Source organism: Campylobacter sp. 2352 PW, assembly GCF_024723575.1.
In the GTDB taxonomy this organism is placed as follows: domain Bacteria; phylum Campylobacterota; class Campylobacteria; order Campylobacterales; family Campylobacteraceae; genus Campylobacter_D.
This window is the reverse complement of sequence record NZ_JANQCX010000005.1, coordinates 67,991-94,905: the sequence shown is the minus strand read 5'-3', so window position 1 is coordinate 94,905 and position 26,915 is coordinate 67,991. Positions and strand designations below refer to the sequence as shown.

27 protein-coding genes are annotated in these 26,915 nt (G+C 30.5%); 23 read left to right on the top strand and 4 right to left on the bottom strand.

Annotated features, from left to right (window positions below; translation table 11 throughout):
• Positions 1 to 24 precede the first annotated feature (24 nt).
• Positions 25 to 2,241, bottom strand: a complete 2,217-nt coding sequence (gene bamA, locus CAMP5121_RS04130; protein ID WP_337214868.1) for an outer membrane protein assembly factor BamA — start codon at positions 2,239 to 2,241, stop codon at positions 25 to 27.
• A gap of 78 nt (positions 2,242 to 2,319) precedes the next feature.
• Here bamA and CAMP5121_RS04125 point away from each other — a divergent pair, with 78 nt between their 5' ends.
• From CAMP5121_RS04125 to ribD, 12 genes are all read left to right on the top strand, one after another.
• Positions 2,320 to 3,147, top strand: coding sequence for a prephenate dehydrogenase (locus CAMP5121_RS04125; RefSeq protein WP_263702711.1), 828 nt, complete (start codon positions 2,320 to 2,322; stop codon positions 3,145 to 3,147).
• 72 nt (positions 3,148 to 3,219) lie between these two features.
• Entirely contained in the window at positions 3,220 to 4,599 is a 1,380-nt protein-coding gene (locus CAMP5121_RS04120) for a M23 family metallopeptidase (RefSeq protein WP_337214867.1), read from the top strand.
• A gap of 2 nt (positions 4,600 to 4,601) precedes the next feature.
• Entirely contained in the window at positions 4,602 to 5,486 is an 885-nt protein-coding gene (gene lpxC, locus CAMP5121_RS04115; RefSeq protein WP_337214866.1) for a UDP-3-O-acyl-N-acetylglucosamine deacetylase, read from the top strand.
• 41 nt (positions 5,487 to 5,527) lie between these two features.
• Positions 5,528 to 5,932, top strand: coding sequence for a tRNA threonylcarbamoyladenosine biosynthesis protein TsaB (locus CAMP5121_RS04110; RefSeq protein WP_337214865.1), 405 nt, complete (start codon positions 5,528 to 5,530; stop codon positions 5,930 to 5,932).
• A gap of 8 nt (positions 5,933 to 5,940) precedes the next feature.
• A complete protein-coding gene (gene thrB / locus CAMP5121_RS04105; protein ID WP_263663569.1) occupies positions 5,941 to 6,819 on the top strand; it encodes a homoserine kinase in 879 nt (292 codons plus the stop codon).
• Between the two features lie 48 nt (positions 6,820 to 6,867).
• Positions 6,868 to 7,110: a DUF448 domain-containing protein gene (locus CAMP5121_RS04100; protein ID WP_069099694.1), complete on the top strand. Its 243-nt coding sequence runs from the start codon at positions 6,868 to 6,870 to the stop codon at positions 7,108 to 7,110.
• Complete coding sequence (infB, locus tag CAMP5121_RS04095) at positions 7,091 to 9,724, top strand: translation initiation factor IF-2 (protein WP_337214864.1); 2,634 nt, start codon at positions 7,091 to 7,093, stop codon at positions 9,722 to 9,724. Before CAMP5121_RS04100 ends, infB begins: the two co-directional genes overlap by 20 nt.
• Entirely contained in the window at positions 9,721 to 10,083 is a 363-nt protein-coding gene (gene rbfA / locus CAMP5121_RS04090) for a 30S ribosome-binding factor RbfA (RefSeq protein WP_337214863.1), read from the top strand. Before infB ends, rbfA begins: the two co-directional genes overlap by 4 nt.
• A complete protein-coding gene (rimP, locus tag CAMP5121_RS04085; RefSeq protein WP_337214862.1) occupies positions 10,073 to 10,495 on the top strand; it encodes a ribosome maturation factor RimP in 423 nt (140 codons plus the stop codon). The genes rbfA and rimP overlap by 11 nt, the downstream gene beginning before the upstream one ends.
• A gap of 94 nt (positions 10,496 to 10,589) precedes the next feature.
• Positions 10,590 to 12,899, top strand: coding sequence for an McrB family protein (locus tag CAMP5121_RS04080; protein WP_337214861.1), 2,310 nt, complete (start codon positions 10,590 to 10,592; stop codon positions 12,897 to 12,899).
• On the top strand, positions 12,886 to 14,274 hold the full coding sequence (locus CAMP5121_RS04075) for an McrC family protein (RefSeq protein WP_337214891.1): 1,389 nt from the start codon (positions 12,886 to 12,888) through the stop codon (positions 14,272 to 14,274). The genes CAMP5121_RS04080 and CAMP5121_RS04075 overlap by 14 nt, the downstream gene beginning before the upstream one ends.
• A gap of 8 nt (positions 14,275 to 14,282) precedes the next feature.
• Positions 14,283 to 15,275 carry a bifunctional diaminohydroxyphosphoribosylaminopyrimidine deaminase/5-amino-6-(5-phosphoribosylamino)uracil reductase RibD gene (ribD, locus tag CAMP5121_RS04070; RefSeq protein WP_337214860.1) on the top strand — a complete coding sequence of 331 codons (993 nt, stop codon included), beginning with the start codon at positions 14,283 to 14,285 and terminating at the stop codon, positions 15,273 to 15,275.
• Here the strand turns inward: ribD and sppA are convergent.
• Positions 15,272 to 16,165, bottom strand: coding sequence for a signal peptide peptidase SppA (gene sppA, locus CAMP5121_RS04065; RefSeq protein ID WP_337214859.1), 894 nt, complete (start codon positions 16,163 to 16,165; stop codon positions 15,272 to 15,274). The two genes, ribD and sppA, sit on opposite strands and share 4 nt — an antisense overlap.
• Positions 16,153 to 17,376, bottom strand: coding sequence for an aminofutalosine deaminase family hydrolase (gene mqnF / locus CAMP5121_RS04060; RefSeq protein WP_337214858.1), 1,224 nt, complete (start codon positions 17,374 to 17,376; stop codon positions 16,153 to 16,155). The genes sppA and mqnF overlap by 13 nt, the downstream gene beginning before the upstream one ends.
• Positions 17,377 to 17,464: 88 nt before the next feature.
• Here mqnF and aroQ point away from each other — a divergent pair, with 88 nt between their 5' ends.
• From aroQ to mnmA, 11 genes are read left to right on the top strand one after another with little or no spacing between them, the layout of a single operon-like run.
• Positions 17,465 to 17,947: a type II 3-dehydroquinate dehydratase gene (gene aroQ, locus CAMP5121_RS04055; RefSeq protein ID WP_337214857.1), complete on the top strand. Its 483-nt coding sequence runs from the start codon at positions 17,465 to 17,467 to the stop codon at positions 17,945 to 17,947.
• Positions 17,944 to 18,969 (top strand): M24 family metallopeptidase, encoded by a 1,026-nt coding sequence (locus CAMP5121_RS04050; protein ID WP_337214856.1) that lies wholly within the window; start codon positions 17,944 to 17,946, stop codon positions 18,967 to 18,969. The genes aroQ and CAMP5121_RS04050 overlap by 4 nt, the downstream gene beginning before the upstream one ends.
• A 1-nt stretch (position 18,970) precedes the next feature.
• A complete protein-coding gene (gene folK, locus CAMP5121_RS04045) occupies positions 18,971 to 19,444 on the top strand; it encodes a 2-amino-4-hydroxy-6-hydroxymethyldihydropteridine diphosphokinase (RefSeq protein WP_337214855.1) in 474 nt (157 codons plus the stop codon).
• Positions 19,445 to 19,452: 8 nt separating this feature from the next.
• Positions 19,453 to 20,835 (top strand): flagellar biosynthesis protein FlhF, encoded by a 1,383-nt coding sequence (gene flhF, locus CAMP5121_RS04040; RefSeq protein WP_039667960.1) that lies wholly within the window; start codon positions 19,453 to 19,455, stop codon positions 20,833 to 20,835.
• The gene (gene flhG / locus CAMP5121_RS04035) at positions 20,828 to 21,691 is read left to right on the top strand and encodes a flagella biosynthesis ATPase FlhG (protein ID WP_039625269.1); all 864 of its coding nucleotides are present in this window, start codon (positions 20,828 to 20,830) and stop codon (positions 21,689 to 21,691) included. Before flhF ends, flhG begins: the two co-directional genes overlap by 8 nt.
• Before the next feature lie 14 nt (positions 21,692 to 21,705).
• On the top strand, positions 21,706 to 22,062 hold the full coding sequence (locus CAMP5121_RS04030) for a hypothetical protein (RefSeq protein WP_039617428.1): 357 nt from the start codon (positions 21,706 to 21,708) through the stop codon (positions 22,060 to 22,062).
• On the top strand, positions 22,049 to 22,735 hold the full coding sequence (locus tag CAMP5121_RS04025) for an RNA polymerase sigma factor FliA (protein ID WP_039627867.1): 687 nt from the start codon (positions 22,049 to 22,051) through the stop codon (positions 22,733 to 22,735). The genes CAMP5121_RS04030 and CAMP5121_RS04025 overlap by 14 nt, the downstream gene beginning before the upstream one ends.
• A complete protein-coding gene (fliM, locus tag CAMP5121_RS04020) occupies positions 22,735 to 23,826 on the top strand; it encodes a flagellar motor switch protein FliM (protein ID WP_039667962.1) in 1,092 nt (363 codons plus the stop codon). Before CAMP5121_RS04025 ends, fliM begins: the two co-directional genes overlap by 1 nt.
• On the top strand, positions 23,816 to 24,655 hold the full coding sequence (gene fliY, locus CAMP5121_RS04015) for a flagellar motor switch protein FliY (protein ID WP_214099022.1): 840 nt from the start codon (positions 23,816 to 23,818) through the stop codon (positions 24,653 to 24,655). The genes fliM and fliY overlap by 11 nt, the downstream gene beginning before the upstream one ends.
• A complete protein-coding gene (locus tag CAMP5121_RS04010; protein WP_337214854.1) occupies positions 24,652 to 25,287 on the top strand; it encodes a TIGR00730 family Rossman fold protein in 636 nt (211 codons plus the stop codon). Before fliY ends, CAMP5121_RS04010 begins: the two co-directional genes overlap by 4 nt.
• Positions 25,250 to 26,266, top strand: coding sequence for a tRNA 2-thiouridine(34) synthase MnmA (mnmA, locus tag CAMP5121_RS04005; protein ID WP_337214853.1), 1,017 nt, complete (start codon positions 25,250 to 25,252; stop codon positions 26,264 to 26,266). Before CAMP5121_RS04010 ends, mnmA begins: the two co-directional genes overlap by 38 nt.
• A 165-nt stretch (positions 26,267 to 26,431) precedes the next feature.
• Here mnmA and CAMP5121_RS04000 read toward each other — a convergent pair whose 3' ends face one another.
• Entirely contained in the window at positions 26,432 to 26,839 is a 408-nt protein-coding gene (locus CAMP5121_RS04000; protein WP_337214852.1) for a hypothetical protein, read from the bottom strand.
• Positions 26,840 to 26,915 lie beyond the last annotated feature (76 nt).

Here is a 26,915-nt window from a genome sequence, read left to right as displayed (position 1 = left end):
AATTATAGCAAGATTTTATTGCTTTTAAAATCTTGCACCCAACATAAACTCAAATTTGCTCAAATCGTCTTTTGAGCTAGTATTAAATGGCTTAGCAAAAACTAAATTTAAAGCACCTAGCGGGGTTAACCACTCAAAGCCAACGCCTGTGCTCCATCTTTGAATTTGACTTAAAGAACTCTCTCCTATAGCACCATAATCAAAAAATACACTACCTCTAAGTTTGATTCTATCAAAGATTGGAAAGCTAAGTTCTACAGAATTTGCAAAAGCCACTGTACCACCTGTTTCATCACCCCATTCATTTTTAGGACTCACGCTTCTTCTATCAAAACCTCTAATAGTTCCTATACCACCAAGATATAATTTTTCATTGATAGGTAAATAACCTTGATCCCATACTTTATAAAAACTTGCTTTATAACGATAAATCAAATCCCAACCTATAAACTCTTCCAAGCCTTGATAATAATTAAATTTAGTAGTAGAGCTTATAAATTCTTGATCCCCACCTAAGCCTGCATATTCAAGCGAAGTTGAGGCGATAAAACCTGATCTTGGCAAATAATAATCATCTGTATTGTTAAACACTATCGAAGGAGTGATGGAACTTTTATAAGTTTTTCCAAGTTTATATCCTTGAGCGATTAAGCGATCACTTAAATGATAAATATCACTTTGTTCAAGATTATAAGTTAAATCTATGCTTGTATATCTTCCTAAAGTTTTACCAACGCTTATGTCAAAACCATAGTTTCTCTCATCATAGCTATCCCATTCTAAACGATCTGAATATAATGATCCTCCAAGAGAATAATCACTATCATTTACTCTAGGATTTCTTAAAGATACTCTACCAGAAAGTGTATCATCACCTTTGTCTATACTCACACTTCCTTTCATACCAGAGCCTAAGATATTTGCATCAGATAATGAAGCGCTAAGTAAAATTCCATCACTAGTTCCATAGCCAATACCACCTGAAATGGCTCCAGTTGAAGCTTCCTTGACTTCTACTATCAAATCAATATGCGTATCATCTACTCTTTGTTCTTTAATATCTACATTTTCAAAATATGCAGTTCTTCTTAAGGCATTTCTTGAGTCTATTAAATCAGTTCTATTGTAAAGATTACCTTCGGTTAGGTAAAGCTCTCTACGAATAACTCTATCAACTGTTTTGGTATTGCCTGAAATTTCAACATTTCTAACATATACTTTTTCATTAGGTATGACTTTAAAAATAATCATAGCTTCATGATTTTCTTTATCTTTTTGTATATCAGGTATAACTTGTACAAAAGCATAGCCTAAATCTGCTGTTTTAGTTTCTATAGTCTTTATATCTTCTCTTAGTTTTTCTATATTAACTATTTTTCCAATACTTAATTTTAAATCATTTGCCAAAGCTTCATTTTCTTCATCACTAAAAATTGGATTAAAAATTTTAATCCCTTTAACTTTATAAACCTCACCCTCGTTGATAAAATAAGTCAAATCAGCTTGATAAGTATCTGTGTAAGTATTTAAAAAAGCAGGAGATACGCTTACATCAAGATAACCTTCTTTTAAATATACATCTGAAATTCTTGAGCTATCATTTGCTAAATCAAAGATTTTAAGCTTACCATCGTTAAAACCCCACATCCAGCCTAGGGCTTCTCTTTGTTTATTTGCTACCGCAGGTTCAATATCTGAATAGCTTAATTTTTTTGCACCACTTAAATGCACTTTTTCTATGATGATATTTTCCCCACGATTTACAACAAAAGTAAGTTTTAATGAACTTGAATTGCTTAATTTTTCATCTTTGATTTCTACAACAGTATCATAAAAACCTTTGGCTTGATAAAAAAGTTTGATTTTTTCAGCAGCTTCTTTAGCTGAATTTTCATCATATAAAATTCCAGGTTTTAAGCCAACAAGGCTTTCTATTTGTTTTCTATCGTTACTTGCTATACCTTGAATATCTATTTTTCCAATGGAAGGTTTTTCTACTACTTTAAAAATCAGCACCCCATTTTTTTCTTCTACTACTATGTCTTTAAAATAATTTCTATCAAAAAGATTTTTAATCGCTGTATCTATACTAGCAGGATCAATTTTTTGTCCTATTTTTAATTTAGAAATCGCAATAGCACTTTCTTTAGAAAGTTGCGATAAGCCTTCAAATTTTATATCTTTAATCGTAGCTGCACATAAAGAACTTGAGAGTGCAAAGAAAACAAACCATTTTTTCATCAAATCTACCTAAATTTTTATATACAAAATCGTTATAATACCAAAATATTTTTAACTAATGCTTTTTAAGGAAAATTTATGAAAGTAGGTATAATCGGACTTGGCTTAATAGGTGGATCTTTGGGTCTTAGCTTAAGAGAGAATAAATTAATAGATTTAGTTTGTGGATATGATATAAACAAAGAATTTGAGCAAATCGCACTAGAGCGAAAATTAATAGATAAAATTGTTTCTTTTGAAGAATTAAAAAAATGTGATGTGATTTTTTTAGCTATTCCTGTAAGAGCTATTGTAAAAATTTTAAAAGAATTTCAAGGTATTTCTAAAGATTGTACTATCATCGAGCTTGGAAGCACAAAAGAAGAAATTATTAAAAATTTACCTTCTTATTTGAAAAGTCAATTTATCGCAGCTCATCCTATGGCAGGAACTGAAAATAGTGGTCCAAATGCAGCTATAAAAGACTTATATAAAAATGCAGTTTGTGTTTTGTGTGATGTGCAAAATGCTGATCATATTCATCAAAAAAGAGCTATAGAAATTTTTTCAGATTTAGGAATGAAGCTTGTATTTATGGATAGTATCGCGCATGATCACCATGCTTCTATCATTTCACACTTACCTCATGTGATTAGTTTTTCTTTGGCAAATTTTGTGATGAAAGAAGAAAATAAAAAAAATATAGCTCACTTAGGAGGTCCTTCTTTTAAAGATATGTGCAGGATTGCTAAGTCAAACCCTCAAATGTGGAGTGGTATTTTTGAGCAAAATAAACAAAATTTATTAAATTCTATTGATTTATTTCAAAAAGAATTACAAGAATGTAAAAAAATGATAGAAAAATGTGATATAAATGAGCTTGAAACTTGGATTAAAAGTGCAAATAAATTAAGAGAAATTCTATAAAATTTTTTATAATTTACTCTTAATTTGCTAAAGAATAATATATTTTTAAAAAAATAGATTGAAAGTGAAAATATGGTTTTTGCGCGTAAAAGATCAAATAAAAAATGGATTTTTGTAGTTTTTTTAATACTTTTAGCCTTTGTGGTGTTTGTTTTAAATACAAAGTTGTTTGAAAAAAATCCTCCGTTAATTCAAACAAAATCAGATGTAATTTATAGTAATCTAACAGACCCTATATCTATAGAAATAAGCGATGAAAGTGCTTTAAAAGATGTTAAAGTCACACTATTTAAGGCAAATGAGTTAAATGGTGAAATACTTGTTAATGAACATGTTAAAGGCAATAAAAAAAGCATTCATTTTGACTTAAAATTACCAAAACCAGCTTATAAAGAAAAAGTCGATTCTTATAAACTTGTAATAGAAGCAAGCGATAGTAGTTTTTGGAATTTCTTTTTAGGAAATCAAGCGCTTAAAGAAGTAAAAGTTATTATTGATACCAAAAAACCACTTGTAGAAATTTTAGACAATTCTTACCAAATCGAACAAGGTGGAGTAGGTAGTGTGGTATTTAAAGCAAGTGATGAGAATTTACAAGAAGTTTATATCATAACCGATAAAGATAAAATTTTTAAAGCAACTCCTTATGTGAAAGAAGGATATTATGCTGCTTTGATTCCTTGGGAGGCGACTGATGAGCACTTTAGAGCTTATGTGGTGGCAGTAGATAAAGCAGGTAATGTAAACAAACAAAGAATTAGATATTATTTTACTAATAAAAAATACCGTGTATCAAATATAAAAGTAAGTGATAGATTTTTAGATGGCAAGATTGAATTTTTAGCACAAAAATATGCTCCAAAAGATAGAGAATTAAGTAGGCTTGAAAAATTTAAATTTGTGAATGAAGATTTAAGAGCTTCTAATGAAGTTATCATTCATGATATTACAAGCAAAGTTCCTGATACTATGATTAATAATTTTAAAGTTAATCTTTTCAAGCCTTTAAAAAATGGCCAAAAAGTAGCTGATTATGCTGATCATAGATTTTATTCTTATAATAATCAAGCATTTAGTAGCTCTTATCATATGGGGCTTGATTTAGCAAGCATAAAAGAAGCACCTATTATTAGTAATAACGATGGTGAAGTGGTATTTGTACAAGAAAATGGAATTTATGGATTAAATATTATTATTTATCATGGCTTTGGTATTTATACTCTTTATGGACACTGCACTAATGTGGATGTAAATGTGGGCGATAGAGTTAGAGCAGGTGATGTTATAGGCACTACAGGCACTACAGGCTTAGCACTTGGAGATCATGTGCATTTTGGTATTTTGGTGCAAGGTGTTGAAGTGCGTCCTGAGCAATGGCAAGATGCAAAATGGATAAAAGAAAATATCTATAATGTATTAGAGTCAAGCAAAAAAAGAATTTTGAGTGAATAAAAATGAATCAAACAACAATAGCAAAAGAAGTTAAAGGTGTTGGCATAGGTTTGCATAAGGGTGAGCCTATTAGCATAAAATTAGAGCCATTAGAAGCTGGCAGTGGTGTAGTGTTTTATAGAAGTGATTTGGGAATTTCTTATGAAGCAAAGCCTGAAAATGTCATCGATACGCAAATGGCTACTGTAATAGGCGATCATAGGGGTTATGTTTCTACTATAGAGCATTTAATGAGTGCAATTAATGCTTATGGTATTGACAATGTGCGTATAGTTTTAGATGCTAATGAAACTCCTGTAATGGATGGTAGCAGCATAGGCTTTTGTATGATGCTTGAAGAAGCAGGCATAAAAGAGCTTGACGTGGCTAAAAAAATTTTAGTGATTAAAAAAATTGTAGAAGTAAAAGAAGGTAATAAATTTGTGCGTTTAAGTCCTACGGATATGCCTATTATAAACTATACAATCGAATTTGATAATCCTATTATAGGTAAGCAAAATTATTGTTTTGAATTTAGCAAACAAAACTACATAGAGCAAATAGCAAGAGCAAGAACCTTTGGCTTTTTAAAGGATGTTCAAGCTTTAAGAGCTATGAATTTAGGTCTTGGTGGAAGCTTAGAAAATGCTGTTGTAATTGATGATAATCGTATTTTAAACCCTGAAGGTTTGCGTTTTAAAGATGAATTTGTGCGTCATAAAATTTTAGATGCCATAGGTGATTTAACCTTGCTTGGATGTAGAGTTTTTGGAGACTATACTTCTTATGCAGGTTCGCACAAACTTAATCATCTTTTAACCAAAGAACTTTTAAAAGATCCTAGTGCTTATGAAGTGATAAGTTTAGAAAAAAGTGCATATAAAGTTTATGAAAAGGTTTTTGCATAAAAAAGGTTACTTTACTTTTAAATGCCATAGCAAAACCTTTAATGCTTGGTATTTATGAAAATGATGTATTGATAAAAACCATTGAGAATGATTTAAAAGTTAGTGAAGTTTTGCCAAAAATATTGCAAGATTTACTTTCACAATATGAGTTTGAAAAGCTTATTTATGTGCATGGACCAGGCTCTTACATGGGTATAAAAATTTCTTATGTTTCTTTTAAAACCCTAGCCATAGTTAAAAATATACCTTTAAAAGCTATTAGTGCTTTTGAACTAAATGATAACGCTCCTATAGCCGCTAACAAGCATTTGTGTTTTGTAAAAAAAGATGATGAGATTGTTTTAGAAAAGACACAAGCGGGAAGTTTTTTTATGCCCCAAAGTTTAAAAGGTTTAAATTTCAGTAAAGAAAATACACCTTTTTATGTTTTAGATGCGATTAATTAAGGTAAAAAATGAAGATTTTAGTTCCTGCTACAAGTGCAAATTTAGGTCCTGGTTTTGATTGTTTGGGTTTGAGTTTAAAATATTTTAATCAAACTATAGTTGAAAAATCTAAATTTTTTAGCATTAGCATACACGGAGAAGGTGAAAATAATATCTATCTTAAAAAAAACAATAGTTTTGTCAATATTTTTTATGAAATTTATCAAAGACTTAGTGGTAAAAAAGATAATTTCCGCTTTGTTTTTCAAAATAATATCCCTTTAGCTAGAGGCATGGGAAGTTCTTCTGCTGTGATAGTTGGAGCTATTGCTTGTGCTTATGAATTAAGTGGATTTAAAGCGGATAAAAATACCATTTTAAATGAAGCCTTAAAATATGAAAACCATCCAGATAACATAGCTCCAGCAGCTCTTGGGGGTTTTGTGTGTGCATTAACTCATAATGAAAAAGTTTTAGCTATAAAAAAAGAAGTGGACAAAGACTTACAAGCTGTTATAACCATACCAAATGTAGCGATGAATACTCAAAAATCAAGAGCAGTTTTAGCTAAAAAAATCAACCTAGAAGATAGTGTTTTTAATCTTTGCCATGCTTCATTTTTAACTGCTTGTTTTTTAGAGAAAAAATATGATTTATTAAAATATGCAAGTTTGGATAAACTTCATCAAAATCAAAGAATGAAGCTTTTGCCAGAACTTTTTGAGGTGCAAAAACTAGCTTTAGATAACAATGCTCTCATGAGCACGCTTTCAGGCTCAGGCTCAAGTTTTTTCACTCTAGCTTATAAAGATGATGCCAAAAAAATCAAAGAAAAAATCAAAAATAAATTTGCTAAATTTAGAGTTGAACTTTTAGAATTTGATGATGAGGGCTTTAAAATTTGCTAAAAATTCCAAAAAAAAGATATAATTTTGAAAAATCATATACCCATTAGAATGTGCATTGTTTGCAAAGGCCGTTATGAAAAGCAAAGTTTGCATCAATTCCAAATAAAAAATTCTCAAATTATCACTAAAGTGGAATTTGGTAGGAGTTTGTATATTTGTAATTCATGTTTTGATAAAGATGAAAAAACGTTGCAAAGGGCTTTTATGAGAGCTTGCAAAGGCAATTTTCATGGTAATATAAATCAGCAGGATTTAAAGGAGATATTTTTTAATGGCAGATGTAAAGATTAGCGAGATCGCTCAAGAGTTAGGATATACAAGTAAAGAAATTATAGAAAAAGCTAATGAAATGGGCTTAGAAGATATCAAATCCCCTAACAAAAAAGTATCTTCTGAAATCGCAGAAGCGATTTATCAATACGTTCAATCTGGTGAAATACTAGATGTAGTAAAAAAAGTAGCCAAACCTAAAAAAGAAAGTACGGCAAAAAAAACTACTAAAAAAGAAGAAAGTAAAAAAGAAGAGAAAAAAACTACTACTAAAAAAGAAAGTAAAAGCCTTACTAAAGCAGTAAGTGAAAAAAAAGATGAAATAAAAAAAGAAGAAAAACAACCTGAAAATCCTATAAAAAATGAAGTATTAGAAGAGAAAAAAGAAGAAATTAAACTTGATGAAAAGCTAGGTTCTAATTTAAATTTAGCCAAAAGAAGAGGCTTGGTCATCGTTAAAAAGAAAAAAGAAGAAAGCAAAGAAACTCAAATAAACAAAGAAGAAAAAGTTAGTACACAAGCTACTCAAGGTTTAAGCCTTAGTATGATTTTTTCAAATTCAGATGAGAATTTAAAAAGAAAGAAAAAAGAAAAGAAAAATCATCCTGTAGCAAGCAAAAAAGAAAGTACTACTAAAATGGATCTTTTGGGAGATAAAGACTTTGCTGATATTTCTTTAGAAGATGATGATATGGTGGTTTTACCTGATTTTAGTGTAAAAGAAAACAAACCAGCACAACCAGCAAACAAAAAACAACCAAATATCTTAAAGCAATCTTTAAATAATTCTATCAATCCATTTGGCGAGGGTGGTATACAAAGAAGAAGTCGTAAAAAGCCACCTAAAAAGGTAGAGAAAAAAGAAAGCGAAGCGATCACAAGCGTAAGTATACCTAAAGAAATTCGTGTGTATGAATTTGCTGAAAAACTTGGTAAAAACACCGGAGAAGTTATCTCTAAACTTTTCATGCTTGGCATGATGACGACTAAAAATGACTTTTTGGATGAGGATGCTATAGAAATTCTTGCAGCTGAATTTGGCGTGGAGATTAATATCATTGATGAGGCTGATGAGTTTGATTATGTAAAAGACTATGATGAAAATCAAACAGAAGAAAATTTAAGCCAAAGAGCTCCAGTTATCACTATCATGGGGCATGTGGATCATGGTAAGACTTCTTTGCTTGATTATATAAGAAAATCACGCATTGCAAGTGGTGAAGCAGGTGGGATCACTCAGCATGTTGGTGCTTACATGGTGGAAAAAAATGGTAGAAAAATCACTTTTATCGATACTCCAGGCCATGAGGCATTTACTGCTATGCGTGCAAGGGGAGCTAGTATAACGGATATTGTTATTATCGTAGTAGCTGCAGATGATGGGGTAAAACCACAAACTAAAGAAGCGATTAATCATGCAAAAGCAGCTAATGTACCTATCATCATTGCTATTAATAAAATGGATAAAGAAAACGCAAATCCTGACATGGTAAAAACCCAGCTAGCAGAAATGGACATCATGCCAGTAGAATGGGGTGGAAGTCATGAGTTTGTACCAGTTTCAGCTAAAAAGGGTGATGGTATAGAGGATTTACTTGAAATTGTATTATTACAAGCTGATATTTTAGAGCTTAAAGCAAACCCAAAAGCTCATGCTAAAGCAAGTATTATAGAATCTTCAGTGCAAAAAGGTAGAGGTCCTGTGGCTACTATCATCGTACAAAATGGTACTTTAAGAGTGGGAAATACAGTCGTAGCAGGGGAAGCTTATGGTAAAGTGCGTGCTATGAGTGATGATCAAGGCAAAGCTTTAAAAGAAATAGGCCCAGGTGAGTGCGGGGTAATCATAGGTCTTAGTGAAGTAGCTGATGCAGGAGAAACTTTAATAGCCGTAGATAGCGATAAACAAGCAAGAGAATATGCTAATAAACGCCATGAATACAACCGCCAAAAAGAACTAAGCAAATCCACTAAAGTAAGCATAGATGAGCTTGGTGCAAAAATTAAAGAAGGTAATTTAAAAGCCCTTCCTGTGATCTTAAAAGCAGATGTACAAGGTTCACTTGAAGCGATTAAGGCGAGTTTAGAAAAACTCAAAAACGATGAGATTAAGGTTAATATCATCCATAGTGGAGTAGGTGGGATTACTCAAAGCGATATAGAGCTTGCAAGTGCTAGTGAAAACTCTATCGTTTTAGGCTTTAATATACGCCCAACTGGTGAGATCAAAGAACGCGCTAAAGATAAAGGCGTAGAGATAAAAACTTATAATGTTATTTACAATTTGCTTGATGATGTAAAAGCCTTGTTAGGTGGTATGATGAGTCCTATCATCTCTGAAGAACAACTTGGTCAAGCTGAAATTCGTCAAGTGATCAATGTGCCAAAACTAGGACAAATCGCAGGTTGTATGGTAACAGAAGGTACGATCAATCGTGGTGCGAAAATCAGGCTCATTAGAGATGGGGTTGTGGTATTTGAAGGTAATGTAAGCTCACTCAAACGCTTTAAAGATGATGTAAGAGAAGTTGCAAAAGGCTATGAATGCGGTGTAGGCATAGAAGGTTGTAATGATATGAGAGTGGGGGATTATATAGAAAGTTACAAAGAAGTTGAGGAACAAGTAAGCCTATGAACACAGCTGAAATCAAAAAGCTACGCACAGAAAGCATTTTAAAAGAACTTATACCAGAAGCTTTAGCAAATTTAGACAACGAAGCTTTAAAAAATTTGTGCGTAGTGGATGTGGAGTGTAAAAAAGGCAGATATGATGCTTTTGTGTATTTAGATAAAATGTTTTTTAACACTCAAGACCAAGAAATCATACTTAATCAACTTAAAAAAGCTGCCCGTGCTTTGCAAAATTACTGCATGAGCGAGCAAGGGTGGTATAGGTGTCCGAATTTTCACTTTAAATTTGATGATAGATTAGAGTATCAAAACCATATGGATGCTTTATTTGAAAAAATCAAAAAGGAACAAAATGAATCTTGAAGCACTTTGTAAAGAAGCAGAGCTTAGCTTTTATGATGATGAGCTAGTAAGTGAAAATGGTAGAAAGATTTATAGAATTTATGTGCAAAAAGAAGGCGGGGTAAATCTTGATGATTGTGCTAGGCTTAGTGAGATTTTATCGCCTATTTTTGATGTAGAGCCACCTGTGAGTGGGGAGTATTTTTTAGAAGTATCAAGCTGTGGGCTTGAAAGAAAACTTAGTAAAATCGAGCATTTTGCAAAAAGCATTAATGAGCTTGTAAAAATCACAACTAGTGAAAAAGAAAAAATCGAAGCAAAAATCATCGCCGTAGATGATGAAAATATCACTTTAGAAAATTTAGAAACTCAAGAAAAGACTACTATAAATTTTAGCGACATAAGAAAAGCTAAAACCTTCATACAATGGTAAAAATTTAGAAATCTGAATTTTTACTTATTTTTTATATAATTAAATTTAAATACATTATTTTGTAATTTATTATAAAATAAAATAGGATTTAGATATGAATATTAATTTAGATGAGAAACAAAAAGAAAGTAATAAATTTTTAGAATTTCAAAGAATTTGGACTTTAGAAAAAGTTAAAAGTATGAGTCTTGAAGAATATACAAATCTTAAACATGAAAACCCAAATTATTATTGTTATTGGTTAGATGTTTTATTAAAAGAATATGCAGGATTTGGAGGAAATGATGCTGGAAAATTTGGAATTTATCGTTATAAAAAACCACCTAAAAAAGATGATTATTTGTATGATAATAGATATGCTTGGAGAAAAAATCTTGGAAATACTAAAGATGAAGTTTTTGAAAAAGTAAAAAAAGAAATAGTTAAAGTTATAGAATATTCGCAAAATAATAATTTAAAATGCATTGATAAAGAAATTTTAAATGAAATTTTACCTTTTGGTTTAAAATGGAAGATAGCATTTCATTATCAAAATCCAAATGATATTAAGATTGTTAATATATTTAAAAAAGATATATTAGAAGCAATATGTAAAAATGAATTTGAAAGCAATTTAGAAATTTATGAATTACATAAAAAGTTGTTAAAAGATAAAATTTATACACTCGATAGTATGAGAAATGAGGTTTCGGTTCCATTATGGGAGCATTATTCAAATTTGAATACTAAAACAATCGAACAAAATAAAATTAATTTTTCTATATACTTAAATAAAGTTACTAAAAAAGATGGTAGCAAACTAAGTGAAGGAACTAAAGAAAATTATATAGAAGATATTTCTCGAATTTCTACCAAATATTTGAATGTAAATCTATATAAATGTGATATAAAACAATTTGATCTTAAATGTAAAGAATTAGAAAATAATAAAAAATATTTAGATCAGAATTCTACAAATAAAAATAGATATTCAAGTGCTATAAAATATTATAGAGATTTTCTGATTAATTCTTCTGATAAAGAGTTTTATAATAACAAAGAAACAAATAAAGGATTGAATGTAGAAAATCCACCTTTAAATCAAATTCTTTATGGGCCTCCAGGGACAGGAAAAACTTATCATACTATAGATAAAGCTTTGGAAATCTTGGGTGAAAATTTAGCAAATAAAGATAGAGATGAGAAAAAAACAAAATTTGATGAGTATGTAAAAAATGGGCAAATAATTTTTACTACTTTTCATCAAAGCTATGGATATGAAGAATTTGTAGAAGGTATAAAGCCTCGTATAGATAGCAAAGAAAATTCTAAGGAAGTAGAGTATGAAATAAAAGATGGAATTTTTAAAGAACTTTGTCAAAAAGCTTTGGATAATTACAAAGCATCTTTATTAACACAAGAAGAATTTGTAAAGAGTGAAGATTTAGAAAACAAAATAGAATTTTTTTTAGATGAATTAGTAGATCAACAAAAATTTATAGAAAAAACTCAAAGTGGTGGATTTAAATTAGAAGAATATAATGAAAAATATAGAATTATCACAGATGATACTAATGCAAATTTGTATTTAAATTTAGAAATTTTTAAAACGCTTTTGGAAAATAAAGATAAGATTATAAACGGAAGAAGCATTAAACAAATTTTAAATCATAAACATAGAAGACAAATTGATAGTTATTATTTTCAGCTAGTTAAATTATTTATAGAACGAGAACAAGATTATAAAGTAGATAATAATTCTAGTAAAAAGCCGGATTTAAAACCTTACATAATCATCATAGATGAGATTAATCGTGGAAATGTAAGTAAGATTTTTGGTGAGCTTATAACCTTGATAGAGCCTAGCAAAAGAATAGGTGCTGATGAAGAGTTAAAAGTAATTTTGCCTTATAGTAAAGATGAATTTGGAGTGCCTAAAAATGTTTATATCATCGGCACTATGAATACAGCTGATAGAAGTATAACTTCTCTTGATACAGCTTTGCGAAGACGCTTTGAATTTGTCGAGATGATGCCTAAACTTAATGTTTTGTCTGATAATTGCAAAGGTGTAAATTTGCAAAAATTACTAGAATTTATCAATACGCGTATAGAATACTTGCTAGATAGAGAAAAGACTATAGGACATGCATTTTTTATAGGCATTGATAGTTTAGAGAAATTAAAAAATGTTTTTCAAAATAAAATTATCCCATTATTGCAAGAGTATTTTTATAATGATTATGCATTGATTGATGCGGTTTTAAACAAAAATGGTATGTTAGAAAAACAAGATATAAATAGTGATTATTTGAAAAATATGAAAGATTTTATAGAAAGAGATAATGGTATTTATAAATTTAGTAATAGCAAAGATTGGAATAAAAGCACTTTTATAAAAATATATGAAAATGATAAACAATAATACCTTTTCTATTATCGAGCATCAAGCTTTTTCTAAAGAAGATTTAAAAGAAATTTTCAAAGAAAAAGCTGAAATATTTTATAAAGAGCTAGAAGACTTTGCAAAAAATAATGAAAGTCTTCTAGGCTTTAAAAACAAAAACACTTTAAAAGCTAAAAATTATGTCGGCATTATACAGACTAAAAGCGGTGTTTTGGAGATCTTGCCAAAATGTACGAATTTGGATAGCTATAAGGAAAAAAAAGATAAATCTTTGAAAGTTTCAAAGAGTAAGTTAAATTACGCCTATACAATAAGTAATGATAATAAATTATATACTAATTTTAGCTATTTTCAAGAATATAAAATTGTGAAAAACATTAAAGTAAAGAAATGGTATAGTATAAAAGAGATAAATTTCAACCCCAAAAATCTTTTAATCAACATGCTAAAAACCTTAAAAAATTCTCCCTTTAAAAAATCTCAAATTTCATCTTTGCAAATTGCCAAAATGCCTTTGTTTGAAGTGTTTATCACGATGTTTTTAGATGAATTTGATAGTGTGTATAAAAAAGGTTTGATGAGATCTTATGTAAGTAGCGAAGAAAACAGAACTTTTTTAAAAGGAAAATTACTATTTAATGAGCATATAAAATCAAATTTAATACACAAAGAAAGATTTTTCACAAGTAGCGATGAGTTTGTTTTAGACATAGCACCAAATCGTTTGATAAAATCAACGCTAAATTTTTTAAAATCCAAAACAAGCTTGAGTAAATTTAAAATCATCAAAGCTATGCAAATGCTTGATGAGGTAGAATTTTCTAAAAATTATGAAAAAGATTTTAGTTTTAAAATTTCAAGACATTTTGATTATTATGAAAATATACTTTCTTGGTGTAAGGTATTTCTACAAAATCAAAGCTTTGCTCCATATAAAGGTAAAAAAGAAGCCTTTGCTTTGCTTTTTCCTATGGAAAAACTTTTTGAAAACTATGTAGCTTATATGTTTAAACTTGCTAATCCTAGCAAAAATATAAAAGCCCAAAGTAGTGGAAAGTATTTAATCTCAAAAAATGATGAAAAATGTTTTATGTTAAAGCCTGATTTATATATAGAAAATAAAATGATCTTAGATACCAAATGGAAAATTCCAGATGATAGTGAAGATGAGAAAAAGCATGGTATATCGCAAAGCGATTTATATCAAATGTTTGCTTATGCAAATAAATACGAGATAAAGGAAATTTATCTTATTTATCCTCTATGTGAGAGAACTTTTGATTTAAAAGAGAAGTTAAAGACTAAAGATATTAAGTTTTTAGCACAAGGTTTTTTAAAAGCTTGCGATGAACATGTAAAGCTTAAGGTATTTTTTGCACCTTTGCCTTTTTAGGAAGTAATATGAATCACGAATTTTATATGAATTTAGCCATAGATGAAGCTTGGAAATATCAGCTTTTAACCTACCCTAATCCAGCCGTAGGCTGTGTGATCTTAGATAAAAATGGCAAAATTTTAAGCATAGAAGCACACAAAGAAGCAGGTAAGGCTCACGCAGAGCTTGAAGCAGTGAGTAAAGCCTTAAAAGTGCTTAATCCAAATTTAGATTTACCACAAAATGCAAATGATTTGCATGAGTTTATTTGTCAAAATCATCAGGGGTTATTAAAAGGTGCTAGTGCTTATGTGAGTTTAGAACCTTGCAATCATCATGGCAAAACCCCACCTTGTGCAAAGCTTTTTAGTATGCTTGGTTTTAGCGAAGTTTTTATCGCCACTAAAGATGAGCATAAGCTCGCAAGCGGTGGAGCAGAGTTTTTAAAAGATCAAGGCATAAAAGTTCACATGGGAATTTGTGAACAAAGAGCTAAAGAGCTTTTAAAGCCTTTTTTAAAATGGCAAAAATCAAGCTTTAAATTTTTTAAACTAGCCCTTTCTTTAAACGGCTCTGCTTATGGTAAAATCGTAAGTTCTAAAGCAAGTAGAACCTATGCTCATGCATTACGCTCAAAGCTTGATTTGCTTGTAGTGGGCGGAGAAACTATAAGGCATGATAGGCCTATTTTAGATGCAAGGCTAGCTCAAGCTAAAGCACCAAATTTATGCATACTAAGCCGTCAAAATTTAGAAAGCTTTGATCCAAACATTCCTTTATTTAGCGTAGCTGAAAGAGAAATTTTTACAAGCATTCCTAGTGAAGCAAAGCTCATCATGTATGAGGGCGGGGAGAATTTTTTAAAAACCTTTAAAGATGAGTTAGATATGCTTTTGATTTTTTCAAACTCAAATTTAAATACCTTTGAAAATGTTAAGTTAGATTTAAAGCTAAAGCCTTTATACAAAGGCTTTTTAGAAAATGATACTTATGGATTTTATGAGATTATTAAATCTTAGTAGATTTTTTGTGAGCTTATTTGTGTGAAAAATTGCGCTAAAGTGTTAGCAAAAAAGCTAGCACTTTGCTCTTCTAATCGTTTTAAAAACTTATCTATGGCATCTTCTTTTTGCCAGATAGGATTTTGTACTTTAGCTAACTTTTCTAACTCTTTTTTAGCTTGCTCGTAATTGCCTATTTTATCAATGAGTTTTAATTTTAAAGCCTCGTTTGCTAAAAATACTTTCGCATCAGCCCATGAGCTTGTTTGGTTTAAGTCTAGCTTGCGATTTTTAGCGACAAATTGTGTGAAAAGCTCATAACTTTGATTAGCTAAATTTTGTAAAAAGTCTTTTTCATCTTCGCTCCATTTACGCATGAAAGTCCCTGCTTCTTTATAGCTTCCTGCTTTGATAGTTTGCTCATTTATACCAAGTTTTTGTGCAAGCTCACTTACTTCAAAGCCTTGCATAATTACCCCAATAGATCCTATAAAGCTAGCAGGATTAGCGATGATCATATCAGCTCCCACCGCGCTTAGGTAGCTTCCGCTTGCTATAGTTCCACCTGCATAGACTACCACAGGTTTTTTAGCTTTAAGATCTTGTATAGCTAAAGCTATTTCCATACTTGGTGCAAAAGCTCCCCCAGGGCTATCTATAAAAAGCAAAACCCCTTTGATAGCTTTATCATCTTTGACTTTGTAAATTTGTTCTAAAAGATTGCTCGCATCGCTAATTTCGCCTTTAAGATTAATTTGAGCTAAGTTTGCATTAGAAAGCTTGGCATTATCCCCGCTTGGAGCAAGGATTAAAAACACGATAAACAAAAACACAAAGGTTTTAAAATAAGTGTTGATATAAGAGATGATTTTTCCAATTCCTTTAAAAAATGATTTTATAATTTGCATTCTTTTCCTTCTATAAAAAGTTTTAACACTTCTTTGCTTTGTAAGATAAATTGCAAAGGAAGTTGTTTTAAATTTACACTATTTGGTAAAACAAAAAGACTAAAATCTGCTATTTTGCCTTTTTGAATTTGGCCTAGGTTTAAATTTAAAGCTTTTGCGGCTTTGTTTGTTGCCATTAAAAGCAATATTTTAGCAAAATTTTCTAACTCAAAATCATCATGTATAAGTAAATTTGCTCTCATTTCATCAAGCATACTTAAAGAAGTATTTGAGCTTAAGCCATCGGTTCCTAGATGGATATTAACACCATTTTTTAAAGCAGATTTTAATTTAAAAGTATTTTTACTCAAAAGTCTGTTTGAAAAAGCACAATGCGTGATCGAGTGTAAATTTTTATCTAGCAAATCCCATTCTTTAAAATACACACAATGTGTAAATAAAGTCCTTTGATCTTTAAAAAGCTCTAAAAAGCTTTGTGGGGTGTAAAATGGCATAGGGTTTTTGTTAAATTTAGCCAAGCTCTTTTTAAAACCACCTTTTTTAAACCTTAGCCAGTTGTTTTCTTGATTACTTTCAAGAAAATGCGTGCTTAGTAAATGATCATTTTCTCTAGCAAGTTTTATAGCAAATTTGGCAAGCTCTGGGTGAGTTGAGTAGGGTGCATGTACTGAAATAGCAGGGATAAATTTAGAAGTTTTAAAACTCATACTTTTTTCATAACGAGTTAAAAATTCTTCTTTTTTAGCTTGGATAAAATTTTCACTTGAACCTAAAATTTCATTAAAAAATACCACTCTAGCTTGTGAATTGACACAAGGGTTTAAATCGCTTCCAAAGCTTGAAATTTCTCCTATGGTAGCAGTGCCACTTTTTAGCATTTTATGGATATTTTGTGAGATTAATTTTTCTTTGGCTTTTTCGTTTAATTGCTCGCGGTTATTAAAAACACTATCAAGCCATTTTAAAAAGTCTCCAAAGACTAAATTTCCATTATTTGCACTAAATTCCAAATGCGTGTGTGGATTGATAAAAGCAGGTAAAAGTAAGGTATCTTTTGGAGTTGGTATAAGCTTAGCTTGTGGGTAGGATTTTTGTAAATTTTCTAAGCTATCAATTTCTAAAATATTATCATCAAAAAGAACTGCTTTGTTTTCTAAAATATTAAAATCATCATCGCAAGTTAAGATGATTTTGGGTGCTATTATAAACATTTTACCTCCTTTAAAAAGGGAAATTGTAGCTAAAATTTAGCTTTAAAATGCTATAATATAGTAAATTTTACTAAATAAAGGTTAGATTATGAAAGTTATGGTGATACAAGGACCAAACATCAATATGCTTGGTGTAAGAGAAACTCATATTTATGGCAATATGAAAATGGAAGATATCCATGAGCAAATGAGACAAGCTGCAAAACAAGCTAATGTAGAGATTGAGTTTTTTCAAAGTAATTTTGAAGGTGAGTTAGTTGATAAAATTCAAGAATGCTTAGGTAGTGTAGATGGAGTGATTATTAATGCAGCTGCTTATGCACACACTTCTATAGCAATCCGCGATGCGATTGCAGCGATTAATATGCCTGTGATTGAAGTGCATATTAGCAATACTTATAGAAGAGAAGAATTCAGACAAAAAAGCATGATAGCACCAGTTTGCGCAGGTAGTGTGGTAGGTTTTGGTCCTTTTGGCTATCATATGGCTTTAATGGGACTTTTCCAAATTTTTGATCAAATCAATGCATATAAAGCAGCTCAAGCAAAAGCACAACAAGTAAATCAATGAATTTTATCTTAAAAAACGAAAATGCACTTTTTTATGAGTGTGGCTATTCTTGCGATAATGCTTTGTTTTTAAAACTTGAAGATGAAGCATTTTTCATCACTGATGCAAGATATAACTTTGAAGCTAGCGAAATGATAAAAAATGCTAAGGTAGTTTTAGCACAAGATCTTTTTGCTAGTGCTAGAGAGCTTTTAGAAAAAGCAGGAATTGATAGGGTGTGTTTTGACCCAAAAGACTTTAGCTATTTTGAATTTAAAGAACTTAGTAAAAGTGCAAATATCGTTTTTGAAGAAAAATTAGACTTGAGTAAAAACAAGCGCATTATAAAAAATGCTAAGGAATTACAACTTTTGCAAAAGGCTGTAAATTTTGGCAAAGAATGCTTTGAAGAATTTGCTAAATTTATCAGCCAAGAAGGCCATGGAAAAAGCGAAAAAGAATTACATTTTAAAGCATGTGAAATTTTTCAAAAAAAAGGTGCTTTAGGACTTTCTTTTTCACCTATTGTGGCTATTAATGAAAATGCGGCTAAAGCACATGCTTTACCTAGTGATAAATGTTTAGAATATGGAGCTTTGTTATTAGTTGATGCGGGTGTGGTTTATCAAAGGTATTGTTCTGATCGCACAAGAACGGCTTGTTTTGATGAGAGTGGCATAGTGTTTGATAAAAATAAGCCAAATTTTAAAGACAAAGAAATTATACAAATTTATGAGGTGGTTAAACAAGCTCAGCTTCAAGCTATAGAAAAAGCACGCGTTGGTATGATGGTAAGTGAGCTTGATTTTATCGCAAGAGAAGTGATTAAAAACGCAGGTTTTGAAAAAGAATTTATTCATAGTTTAGGACATGGAGTGGGACTTGATATACATGAGTTACCAAACATTAGTCCAAGAAGTGATTATGAGCTAAAAGAAGGTATGGTATTTACCATTGAACCTGGAATTTATATCAAAGATAAACTAGGCATTAGGATAGAAGATATGGTCTATCTTGATAAAGAAAAGGCAGTGGTGTTATAATTTGCTGGTTAAAGGAGCTAGAAGGTTAGAAAAAATTCGTTTTTTTCCTTTTTATTCAAAGGCAGATAAAAAAGGAAAATACATAGCCATTATAGGACTTGGAAGCAATATAGAAGATGAAAAAAAACGCTTTCGGGGTTTATTTAGGCTTTTAATGCAAGATAAACGCTTGCAAGTATTGCAAACATCGCCATTTTTGATTAATAAAGCTTTTGGCTTTGAAGAGCAAAAAGACTTTACTAATGCAGTGATGGTTGTAAGTACAAGTTTGCATGCAAGAGCACTTTTAAAAGTTTTGTTTTTTTATGAGTTTAAATTCAAAAGAAAAAGAACTTTTAAAAATGCTCCTAGAACGCTTGATTTGGATTTGTTATATTTTTCAAAAAAAGCGCGTAAAGATGAGTATTGCACAGTGCCTCATGTGGGGGTAAATGATAGAATTAGCGTAACTTTGCCTTTGGGCTTGTTAAGATAAGGAAAAATATGGGACAATTGATTCATACTTTTACAGTTGAAAGCACAGATGAGATTATACCTAAGGTTAAGCAAGATTATGGCGATAAGGCTTTGATAGTAACTAATAAGCAAATTCGTCCAAAAACTATCAATCAAAAGCCTTTGTATGAGGTTATAGTAGCGATTGAAGAAGCTGATTATGAAGAGCATTTAAAACAAAATAATTTGCCTATGCCACCAAAGAAAAAACCAAACACAGCAAGTTTTCCTGAGGCTAAAATTCAAGCTCCAAAACTTGAAGATGAAAAAAAAGAAGAAGATGTAGTGCTTGATTTTTCTTCAAAAGCTAAGCAAAAACCTATTAATCCTTATTTAAATACAAGCAAAAAAGATGATAATTTTTTAAATTTAAAAAATAAACTTTCTCAGGTTAGTTCAGAAATTAGCAAGGTTTCAAACTATCAAGATTTTTCTATGCCAAATCCAAATTATGATAAAAAAATTGAAGCCTTTGAAAAACAAATGAACAAGCTTAATGATAAAATGAATTTGCTTGTGGATATGATGTGGGATGATAAGGCAGATTTACGCAAAGAACTAGCTATACCACCTGAGTTTGCAAGTATTTATAAGCAAGCTAAGGCAAGTGGTATGCAAGAAGCGCATTTAGAAGCGATTATGAAAGCAACTATTGAAAATATGCCAAGCACTATGAAAGCAAATCAAGAAGCAGTGCAAAGGTATTTTTACTCACTTTTGCGTAATATGCTTCCATGTCGTTTAGAAAGTGAAATTAAAAAGCAAAAAATCATGATGTTAGTAGGCCCAACAGGAGTGGGCAAAACTACTACTTTAGCTAAACTTGCTTTTCGCTATGCTTATGGAGATAGACGCTATAAAACCGGTATTATAACTCTTGATACTTATAGAATAGGTGCAGTAGAGCAACTTTTTCAATATGCTAAGATGATGAAACTTCCTATTATTGATAGTATAGAGCCAAATGACTTAGATGATGCGATTAGAAGTTTAAATACTTGTGAGGTTATTTTAGTAGATACAACCGGAAATTCACAGTATGATAAGGCAAAACTTGAAAAAACAAAAGAATTTTTATCGCATTCTAATGCACAAATTGATGTGAATTTAGTGCTTTCAGCAAATACAAAATATGAAGATTTATTAGAAACTTACAATAATTTTTCATTTTTAAATATAGACACTTTAATCATTACAAAATTTGATGAAACAAAAGTATTTGGAAATGTATTTTCTTTGCTTTATGAAACTAGCACTCCGATGAGCTTTTTTTCCATAGGTCAAGAAGTGCCTGATGATATAGAAGTGGCTAATAGTGACTTTTTAGTGCGTTGTGTGTTAGAAGGTTTTAGAAGGGATGAAAATGAGTAATCAAGCAGAAAAATTAAAAGATCTAGTAAAAAATGAAAACTCAAATGTAAAACATACTCATTTTATCGCAGTTACTAGCGGTAAAGGTGGGGTTGGAAAAAGTACTTTTAGCGCAAATTTGGGCAACATCCTAGCTAAAAATGGTTATAAAGTAGGGCTTTTTGATGCAGATATTGGGCTTGCAAATTTAGATGTGATTTTAAATGTGCGTGTAGAAAAAAACCTTTTACATGTTTTAAAGGGTGAATGCTCACTAGAAGATATTTTAATAGAAGTAAAACCAAATTTATGGCTTATCCCAGGTGAAAGTGGCGATGAAATTTTAAAATATAATGATAAAAACATTTATGAGAGATTTTTAAATCAAACAAGTATTTTAGATGATTTAGACTTTTTAATCATTGATACAGGAGCAGGTATAGGTGGTAATATAGGAAATTTCTTAGAAATGTCTGATGAGGTTATTGTCATAACTGTGCCTGATCCTGCTGCGATTACCGATGCTTATGCTACTATAAAAACTACTTCAAAGACTAAAGAGAATTTATTAATGGTGTTTAATGTTGTTAAAAATGAAAATGAGGCTTTGAGAATTTTTGATAATATTAAAAAAGTAGCAGATATTAACATTAAGCATAATTTAAATTTAGAATTTTTAGGATTTTTAGGTCAAAGTAAAGATATTAGTTCTAGCATTAAAAAAAGAACTTTATTTAGTGATGATGACACTAATGCAAGTGATGAGCTAAAAACCATAGCTTCTAAGCTTTTATATAGGTTGGAACAAAAAGTGCTTAATAATGTGGGAGATAAAAGCATTATGAGTTTTTTCAAAAAGCTTTTGGATCGTTTTTAGATTGAGGGAAAAAGATGAGACCAGAGAATTTTGTTGCTTTTTTTACTGTTTGTGGTTTTTTTATAGGATTAATGTTTACCATAGTTAATATAGAAGATGCAGTAGAGATAGTTGTATATACTTGTTTGATTACTTTTGTATTTTATGTGTTAATCCATATAGTAATTATGATTTTTGTAGATGTTAATAAAATTAGCGGTAGAAGCTTTAATAAAGAAAAATATGAAAATGAAAATAATAGTTTTATAGCAGAATTAGCCGCAAGAGAAAAGAAAATGGATTACTTGCTTGAAAAACTTCAAGAAGAGCGTGAAGACCTTAAAAAACTTGAAAGCTCTTCAAAAAGAAAAGTAAAACATGCAGCCGCATAATGCCTATGCTTCTACGCTAAAAAAAGAGCAAGATGACTTAGTTATCTCTTATATGCCGGCATTAAGAGCTATGGCTTTTAGACTTAAAGAGCGTTTGCCTGCAAGTATTGATGTAAATGATTTAATTAGTATTGGTGTAGAGGAAATGATCAAACTCTCACGCCGTTATGATAAAGAACAAAATGATAATTTCTGGGGCTTTGCAAGAAAAAGAGTTAATGGAGCTATGCTTGATTATCTAAGAAGCCTTGATGTAATGAGTAGAAGCAATAGAAAAATTATCAAAGATATTGATGCTATTATAGATGAGTTTTATCAAGAAAATGAAAAAGAACCCGATGATGAGTATTTAGCACAAAGACTAAATTTAGAAGTAGAAAAGGTAAAAGAAGCAAGAGCAGCTCATGCTATATCGCTTGTTATGCCTTTGGATGAACAGCTAAATTGCTTTAATGATAGCAATATCATAGAACAAATAGAAAAAGAAGAATTAATAGAAAAAATCAATGCAGTTTTAGAAGAATTTAAAGAAAGAGAAAAGCTTGTAATACAGCTTTATTATTATGAAGAATTAAATTTAAAAGAAATCGCAGAGATTTTAGAGATTAGCGAGTCAAGAATTTCACAAATTCATAAGCGTTTGCTTAAGAAGATTCGAGAAAGGCTAGTTTAATGGCTGAGATACTTTCCCAAGAAGAAATTGATGCTCTTTTAGAAGTTGTTGATGATGATAGTGATGAAAGTGCAGCTTCTTCGAAATTAGAAGAGCTAGAAGATAAAAGAGATATAGTAGTATATGATTTTAAGCGTCCAAACAGGGTTTCTAAAGAACAACTTCGTTCTATTAAAGGGATTCATGATAAATTAGCAAGAAATCTTGCTTCGCAAATTTCATCTATGATGAGAAGTATAGTTGAGATTAAACTTCACTCGGTGGATCAAATGACTTATGGTGAGTTTTTGATGTCTTTGCCTTCGCCAACAAGCTTTAACGTTTTTTCAATTAAACCTTTAGATGGAAACTGCGTTTTAGAGATTAATCCAAGTATTGCTTTTCCTATGATAGATAGACTTTTAGGTGGTCAAGGAGAGAGTTTTGATACCTTAAGAGAGCTTACAGAAATCGAGCTTAATTTGCTTGATTCTATTTTGCGTATTATTATGCAAAGACTTAAAGAAAGTTGGATGAATGTCACTGAAATTTATCCAAGTGTTGAAGCAAAAGAATCAAGTCCAAATGTTGTGCAAATAGTTTCTCAAAATGAAATTGTTATCATGGTGGTAATGGAGATTATCATCGGAAATTCAAGTGGTATGGTAAATATTTGCTATCCGGTTGTGCATTTGGAAAGTATTTTGAGTCGTTTGGCAAATCGTGATATTATGATGGGTGAAACTTCGGCTAAAAAATCAAGAAATAAAGAACTTAAAACCTTGATCGGTCGTGCTGAGGTAATTTATGAAGCTATGCTTGGTAAAACTTTTATCAATGTAAATGAATTTTTAGATTTAAAACAAGGAGATATTTTAAAGCTTGATAGAAGCGCAGATGATAAAGCTATAGTAGCTATTGATAAAAAAGAAGTATTTTTAGCTCAAGTGGGACTTCATAGATTTAGAAAGTCAATTAAAATCTTAGAACTTATCAAAACTGATAAAGATGAGATTAAAGAAATGCTTGAAAAATATGAAGATGAAAGAAGAGCAAAAGCAAATTCGTATGATGATAATGAAGAACTAGAAGAGGAAGACGATGATCAATGATTTTTTAGGCATATTCGTCAATGAATGTGTAAGTACAATAGAAGGTTTAACAGGAAAAAGTGCTGAATTTAGTGAGTATTATGAGTATGATGTAAATTCTCAAGATTCTATGACTCCACCATTAGTTAGTGCTACTTTTAGCGTTAATAATGAAATGAAAATTAAAATCCTAGCCAGTGCAGTTTTAATGAGTGCAATTGGTGAGTGGATGATGGGAGAAGAAGAAATCTCCAAAAACAGTGAGCTTAATGAAGATGAAATGGACGCTGCTAAAGAAGCTATACAAAATATCATCTCAGCATTTTCTACAACCTTAGGCGCGCAAAAAGAAATTCCAAAAATGGAGTTTAGTCTAGAAAATTGTGAATTTGTTGCAGATAGCTTAGAACTTGGTGGTTTTCATAAACTATATTTATACAATGTAAAAATAGCTGATTTAGAAGAAAAAATTTCTTTGGTTTTTGATGAAAAAATTTATAAGATTTTAACCAAAACTGACTTAGAAGAAATCGTAGCAACAAATGAAGATCATGCACAAGATCATAAAGCCTTAGCTAATGTAGAAGAGCTAAGAAATATCGGTTTGATCATGGATGTGCGTTTGCCTATAAGAGTGCGTATAGGTAGTAAAAAAATGCTTTTAAAAGATGTTTTAACCATGGATATAGGTTCGGTTATCGAGCTTGATCAATTAGCAAACGATCCTTTAGAAATTTTAATAGGCGATAAAAAAATCGCTTATGGGGAAGTAGTTATCGTAGATGGAAACTTTGGAGTGCAAATTACTGAGATAGGCTCTAAAAAAGAAAGATTAGAGCAACTAAGATGAAAGAATATATTATTGAAGATATTGCCTATCTTAAAGAATTAGAAAAAATTCAAAAAGGCATAACTTTTTTTGGTTCTGCACGCTTAAAAGAAGATAATGAGTATTGTATTTTGGCTTCAAAATTAGCCCAAAAATTAGCAGATCTTGGTTATAGTATCATCAGTGGTGGTGGCGGTGGTATTATGCAAGCTGCAAATTATGGGGCTATGCAAAGTCAAGCTTCACATTTAAAATCTTTTGGATTTAATATACATTTACCATTTGAGCAAAAAGCAAATGACTTTTTAGAGTATAATATCACTTTTAAGAGCTTAGCCATTCGCAAAATGGCTCTTATTCAAAAGAGTCTAGCTTTTGTGATTTTCCCAGGCGGCTTTGGAACATTAGATGAATTTTTTGAAATTCTTACTCTTAAACAACTTAGTTTTAAAAAGGATGTTCCTATTATTTTAGTTGGGCAAAAATTTTGGCAACCTCTTGATGAATTTATCAAAACTTCTTTACTAGGACTTGGAACTATATCTAAAAATGATGAGTTAAAGTATAGTATAAGTGATGATTTGGATGAAATTATAAGAATGATAAAGGAAAAAGATGAAAATTCTTGTTGCAATGAGTGGGGGTGTAGATAGTACTGTAACTGCTTATAAGTTAAAACAAGCAGGACATGAGATTATAGGTTGTTATATGAAGCTTCATGGAAAAGCTAATTATCATGAAGAAAATATACAAAAAGTTGAAAAAGTTGCTAAATTTTTAGACATCAAATATCATATTTTAGACTTACAAGAAGATTTTAAAAATCAAGTTTATATGCCTTTTGTTAATACCTATAAGGAAGGTAAAACGCCAAATCCTTGCGCTTTGTGTAATCGTTTTATCAAGCTTGGCAAGCTTTTAGAATTTGCTAAGAGTTTAGGTTGTGAAAAATTAGCCACAGGTCATTATGTAAGGATAGAAAATGGTTTGATTAAAACTGCGGTTGATGAGAGTAAGGATCAAAGCTATTTTCTAGCAAATGCAGATAAAGAGGCTTTGGAGTATTTGATTTTTCCTCTTGGAGAGATGAAAAAAGAAGATGTGAAAAAATTTGCTTCTACAATCGATGTTTTAAAATCTTTTGCAACACAAAAGGAAAGTTCTGAAATTTGTTTTGTGGAAGATACTTATGTGCAAGTTTTAGATCAGTTTATGGATACCAAAATTCCAGGTATTGTAAGAGATAGTAGTGGAAAAGAAGTAGGAAAACACGAAGGTTATATGCACTATACCATAGGTAAAAGAAGAGGTTTTGAGGTACGCGGGGCTCATGAGCCACATTTTGTATTAAAAATTGATCCTAAAAAAAATGAAATCATAGTAGGTAAAAAAGAAGAACTTAAGATAAGTGAATTTAACCTTGATAATATTAATTTATTTATCGATGCTAAAGAGTTAGATTGTGAAGTAAAAATACGCTATAGATCAAGATCAACCCCATGTAAAGTTTTGATTAATGAAGATAAGAGTGCAAAAATCATCTTACAAGAACCTGTTTATGGGCTTGCTAGCGGACAAATGGCAGTATTTTACGATAAAGATTTAGTGCTTGCAAGTGGATTTATAAATTAATGCTAAAGGTTTTTCCTTTGGCGTTCACCCTTTATACTAACTTTTTTTAAAAATTAAAATTATTTTATTGTAATAAAAAATAAGAAAATTGTAGTTGAGGTTTTTCTAAGATAGATTAAGTAAATCTTATCTTAGAAAAATTATATTGCATTTGATAGGTTGATTTTATTCAGTCATATCAACAATTGCTCCACGATCTTCACATCTTTCTTTATTCCATTTTCTTGTATCACACATGCCATAAACTATTTTATGTTTATTCAAATCGCCATTTTTATAGTTGATATAAACAACATCGCCATATTGTATTTGTCCATTTGCAACTTCTTTAGCTAATTCATTTTGAGTCGGTTTTATCTCTTCAAAATCTTCAGCTACTTCAGGGTGTTTTTCTTTTAAAGCATTTAAATCAACATCTTTAAGGCTTTTTATCACAACATTAGAGCCATAATCTTTTTTTAAAGTTTTAATGAATAAATCATAACCACCTTTAGAACCTCTACTTGGATCATATTTATAATCTACTCCATTAGCACATGCTATAAAAGAAATTAATGCTAAAGCACCAAACATTGTTTTTTAATCATTTTTTATCCTTTTCGTTTTAGTTTGTGAAGTTTATCATAAATGAAGTTAAATCAAAAAATTA

Coding starts and splice junctions, on each gene's coding strand:
- CAMP5121_RS04125 (WP_263702711.1), top strand. CDS start 2,320: ATGAAAGTAGGTATAATCGGACTTGGCTTAATAGGTGGATCTTTGGGT.
- thrB (WP_263663569.1), top strand. CDS start 5,941: ATGAAGATTTTAGTTCCTGCTACAAGTGCAAATTTAGGTCCTGGTTTT.
- lpxC (WP_337214866.1), top strand. CDS start 4,602: ATGAATCAAACAACAATAGCAAAAGAAGTTAAAGGTGTTGGCATAGGT.
- CAMP5121_RS04120 (WP_337214867.1), top strand. CDS start 3,220: ATGGTTTTTGCGCGTAAAAGATCAAATAAAAAATGGATTTTTGTAGTT.
- flhG (WP_039625269.1), top strand. CDS start 20,828: ATGAGTAATCAAGCAGAAAAATTAAAAGATCTAGTAAAAAATGAAAAC.
- CAMP5121_RS04010 (WP_337214854.1), top strand. CDS start 24,652: ATGAAAGAATATATTATTGAAGATATTGCCTATCTTAAAGAATTAGAA.
- bamA (WP_337214868.1), bottom strand. CDS start 2,241: ATGAAAAAATGGTTTGTTTTCTTTGCACTCTCAAGTTCTTTATGTGCA.
- CAMP5121_RS04050 (WP_337214856.1), top strand. CDS start 17,944: ATGAATTTTATCTTAAAAAACGAAAATGCACTTTTTTATGAGTGTGGC.
- mnmA (WP_337214853.1), top strand. CDS start 25,250: ATGAAAATTCTTGTTGCAATGAGTGGGGGTGTAGATAGTACTGTAACT.
- CAMP5121_RS04000 (WP_337214852.1), bottom strand. CDS start 26,839: ATGTTTGGTGCTTTAGCATTAATTTCTTTTATAGCATGTGCTAATGGA.
- ribD (WP_337214860.1), top strand. CDS start 14,283: ATGAATCACGAATTTTATATGAATTTAGCCATAGATGAAGCTTGGAAA.
- CAMP5121_RS04110 (WP_337214865.1), top strand. CDS start 5,528: ATGCTTGGTATTTATGAAAATGATGTATTGATAAAAACCATTGAGAAT.
- rimP (WP_337214862.1), top strand. CDS start 10,073: ATGAATCTTGAAGCACTTTGTAAAGAAGCAGAGCTTAGCTTTTATGAT.
- fliY (WP_214099022.1), top strand. CDS start 23,816: ATGATCAATGATTTTTTAGGCATATTCGTCAATGAATGTGTAAGTACA.
- fliM (WP_039667962.1), top strand. CDS start 22,735: ATGGCTGAGATACTTTCCCAAGAAGAAATTGATGCTCTTTTAGAAGTT.
- CAMP5121_RS04100 (WP_069099694.1), top strand. CDS start 6,868: ATGTGCATTGTTTGCAAAGGCCGTTATGAAAAGCAAAGTTTGCATCAA.
- rbfA (WP_337214863.1), top strand. CDS start 9,721: ATGAACACAGCTGAAATCAAAAAGCTACGCACAGAAAGCATTTTAAAA.
- CAMP5121_RS04025 (WP_039627867.1), top strand. CDS start 22,049: ATGCAGCCGCATAATGCCTATGCTTCTACGCTAAAAAAAGAGCAAGAT.
- mqnF (WP_337214858.1), bottom strand. CDS start 17,376: ATGTTTATAATAGCACCCAAAATCATCTTAACTTGCGATGATGATTTT.
- aroQ (WP_337214857.1), top strand. CDS start 17,465: ATGAAAGTTATGGTGATACAAGGACCAAACATCAATATGCTTGGTGTA.
- CAMP5121_RS04080 (WP_337214861.1), top strand. CDS start 10,590: ATGAATATTAATTTAGATGAGAAACAAAAAGAAAGTAATAAATTTTTA.
- flhF (WP_039667960.1), top strand. CDS start 19,453: ATGGGACAATTGATTCATACTTTTACAGTTGAAAGCACAGATGAGATT.
- CAMP5121_RS04075 (WP_337214891.1), top strand. CDS start 12,886: ATGATAAACAATAATACCTTTTCTATTATCGAGCATCAAGCTTTTTCT.
- infB (WP_337214864.1), top strand. CDS start 7,091: ATGGCAGATGTAAAGATTAGCGAGATCGCTCAAGAGTTAGGATATACA.
- CAMP5121_RS04030 (WP_039617428.1), top strand. CDS start 21,706: ATGAGACCAGAGAATTTTGTTGCTTTTTTTACTGTTTGTGGTTTTTTT.
- sppA (WP_337214859.1), bottom strand. CDS start 16,165: ATGCAAATTATAAAATCATTTTTTAAAGGAATTGGAAAAATCATCTCT.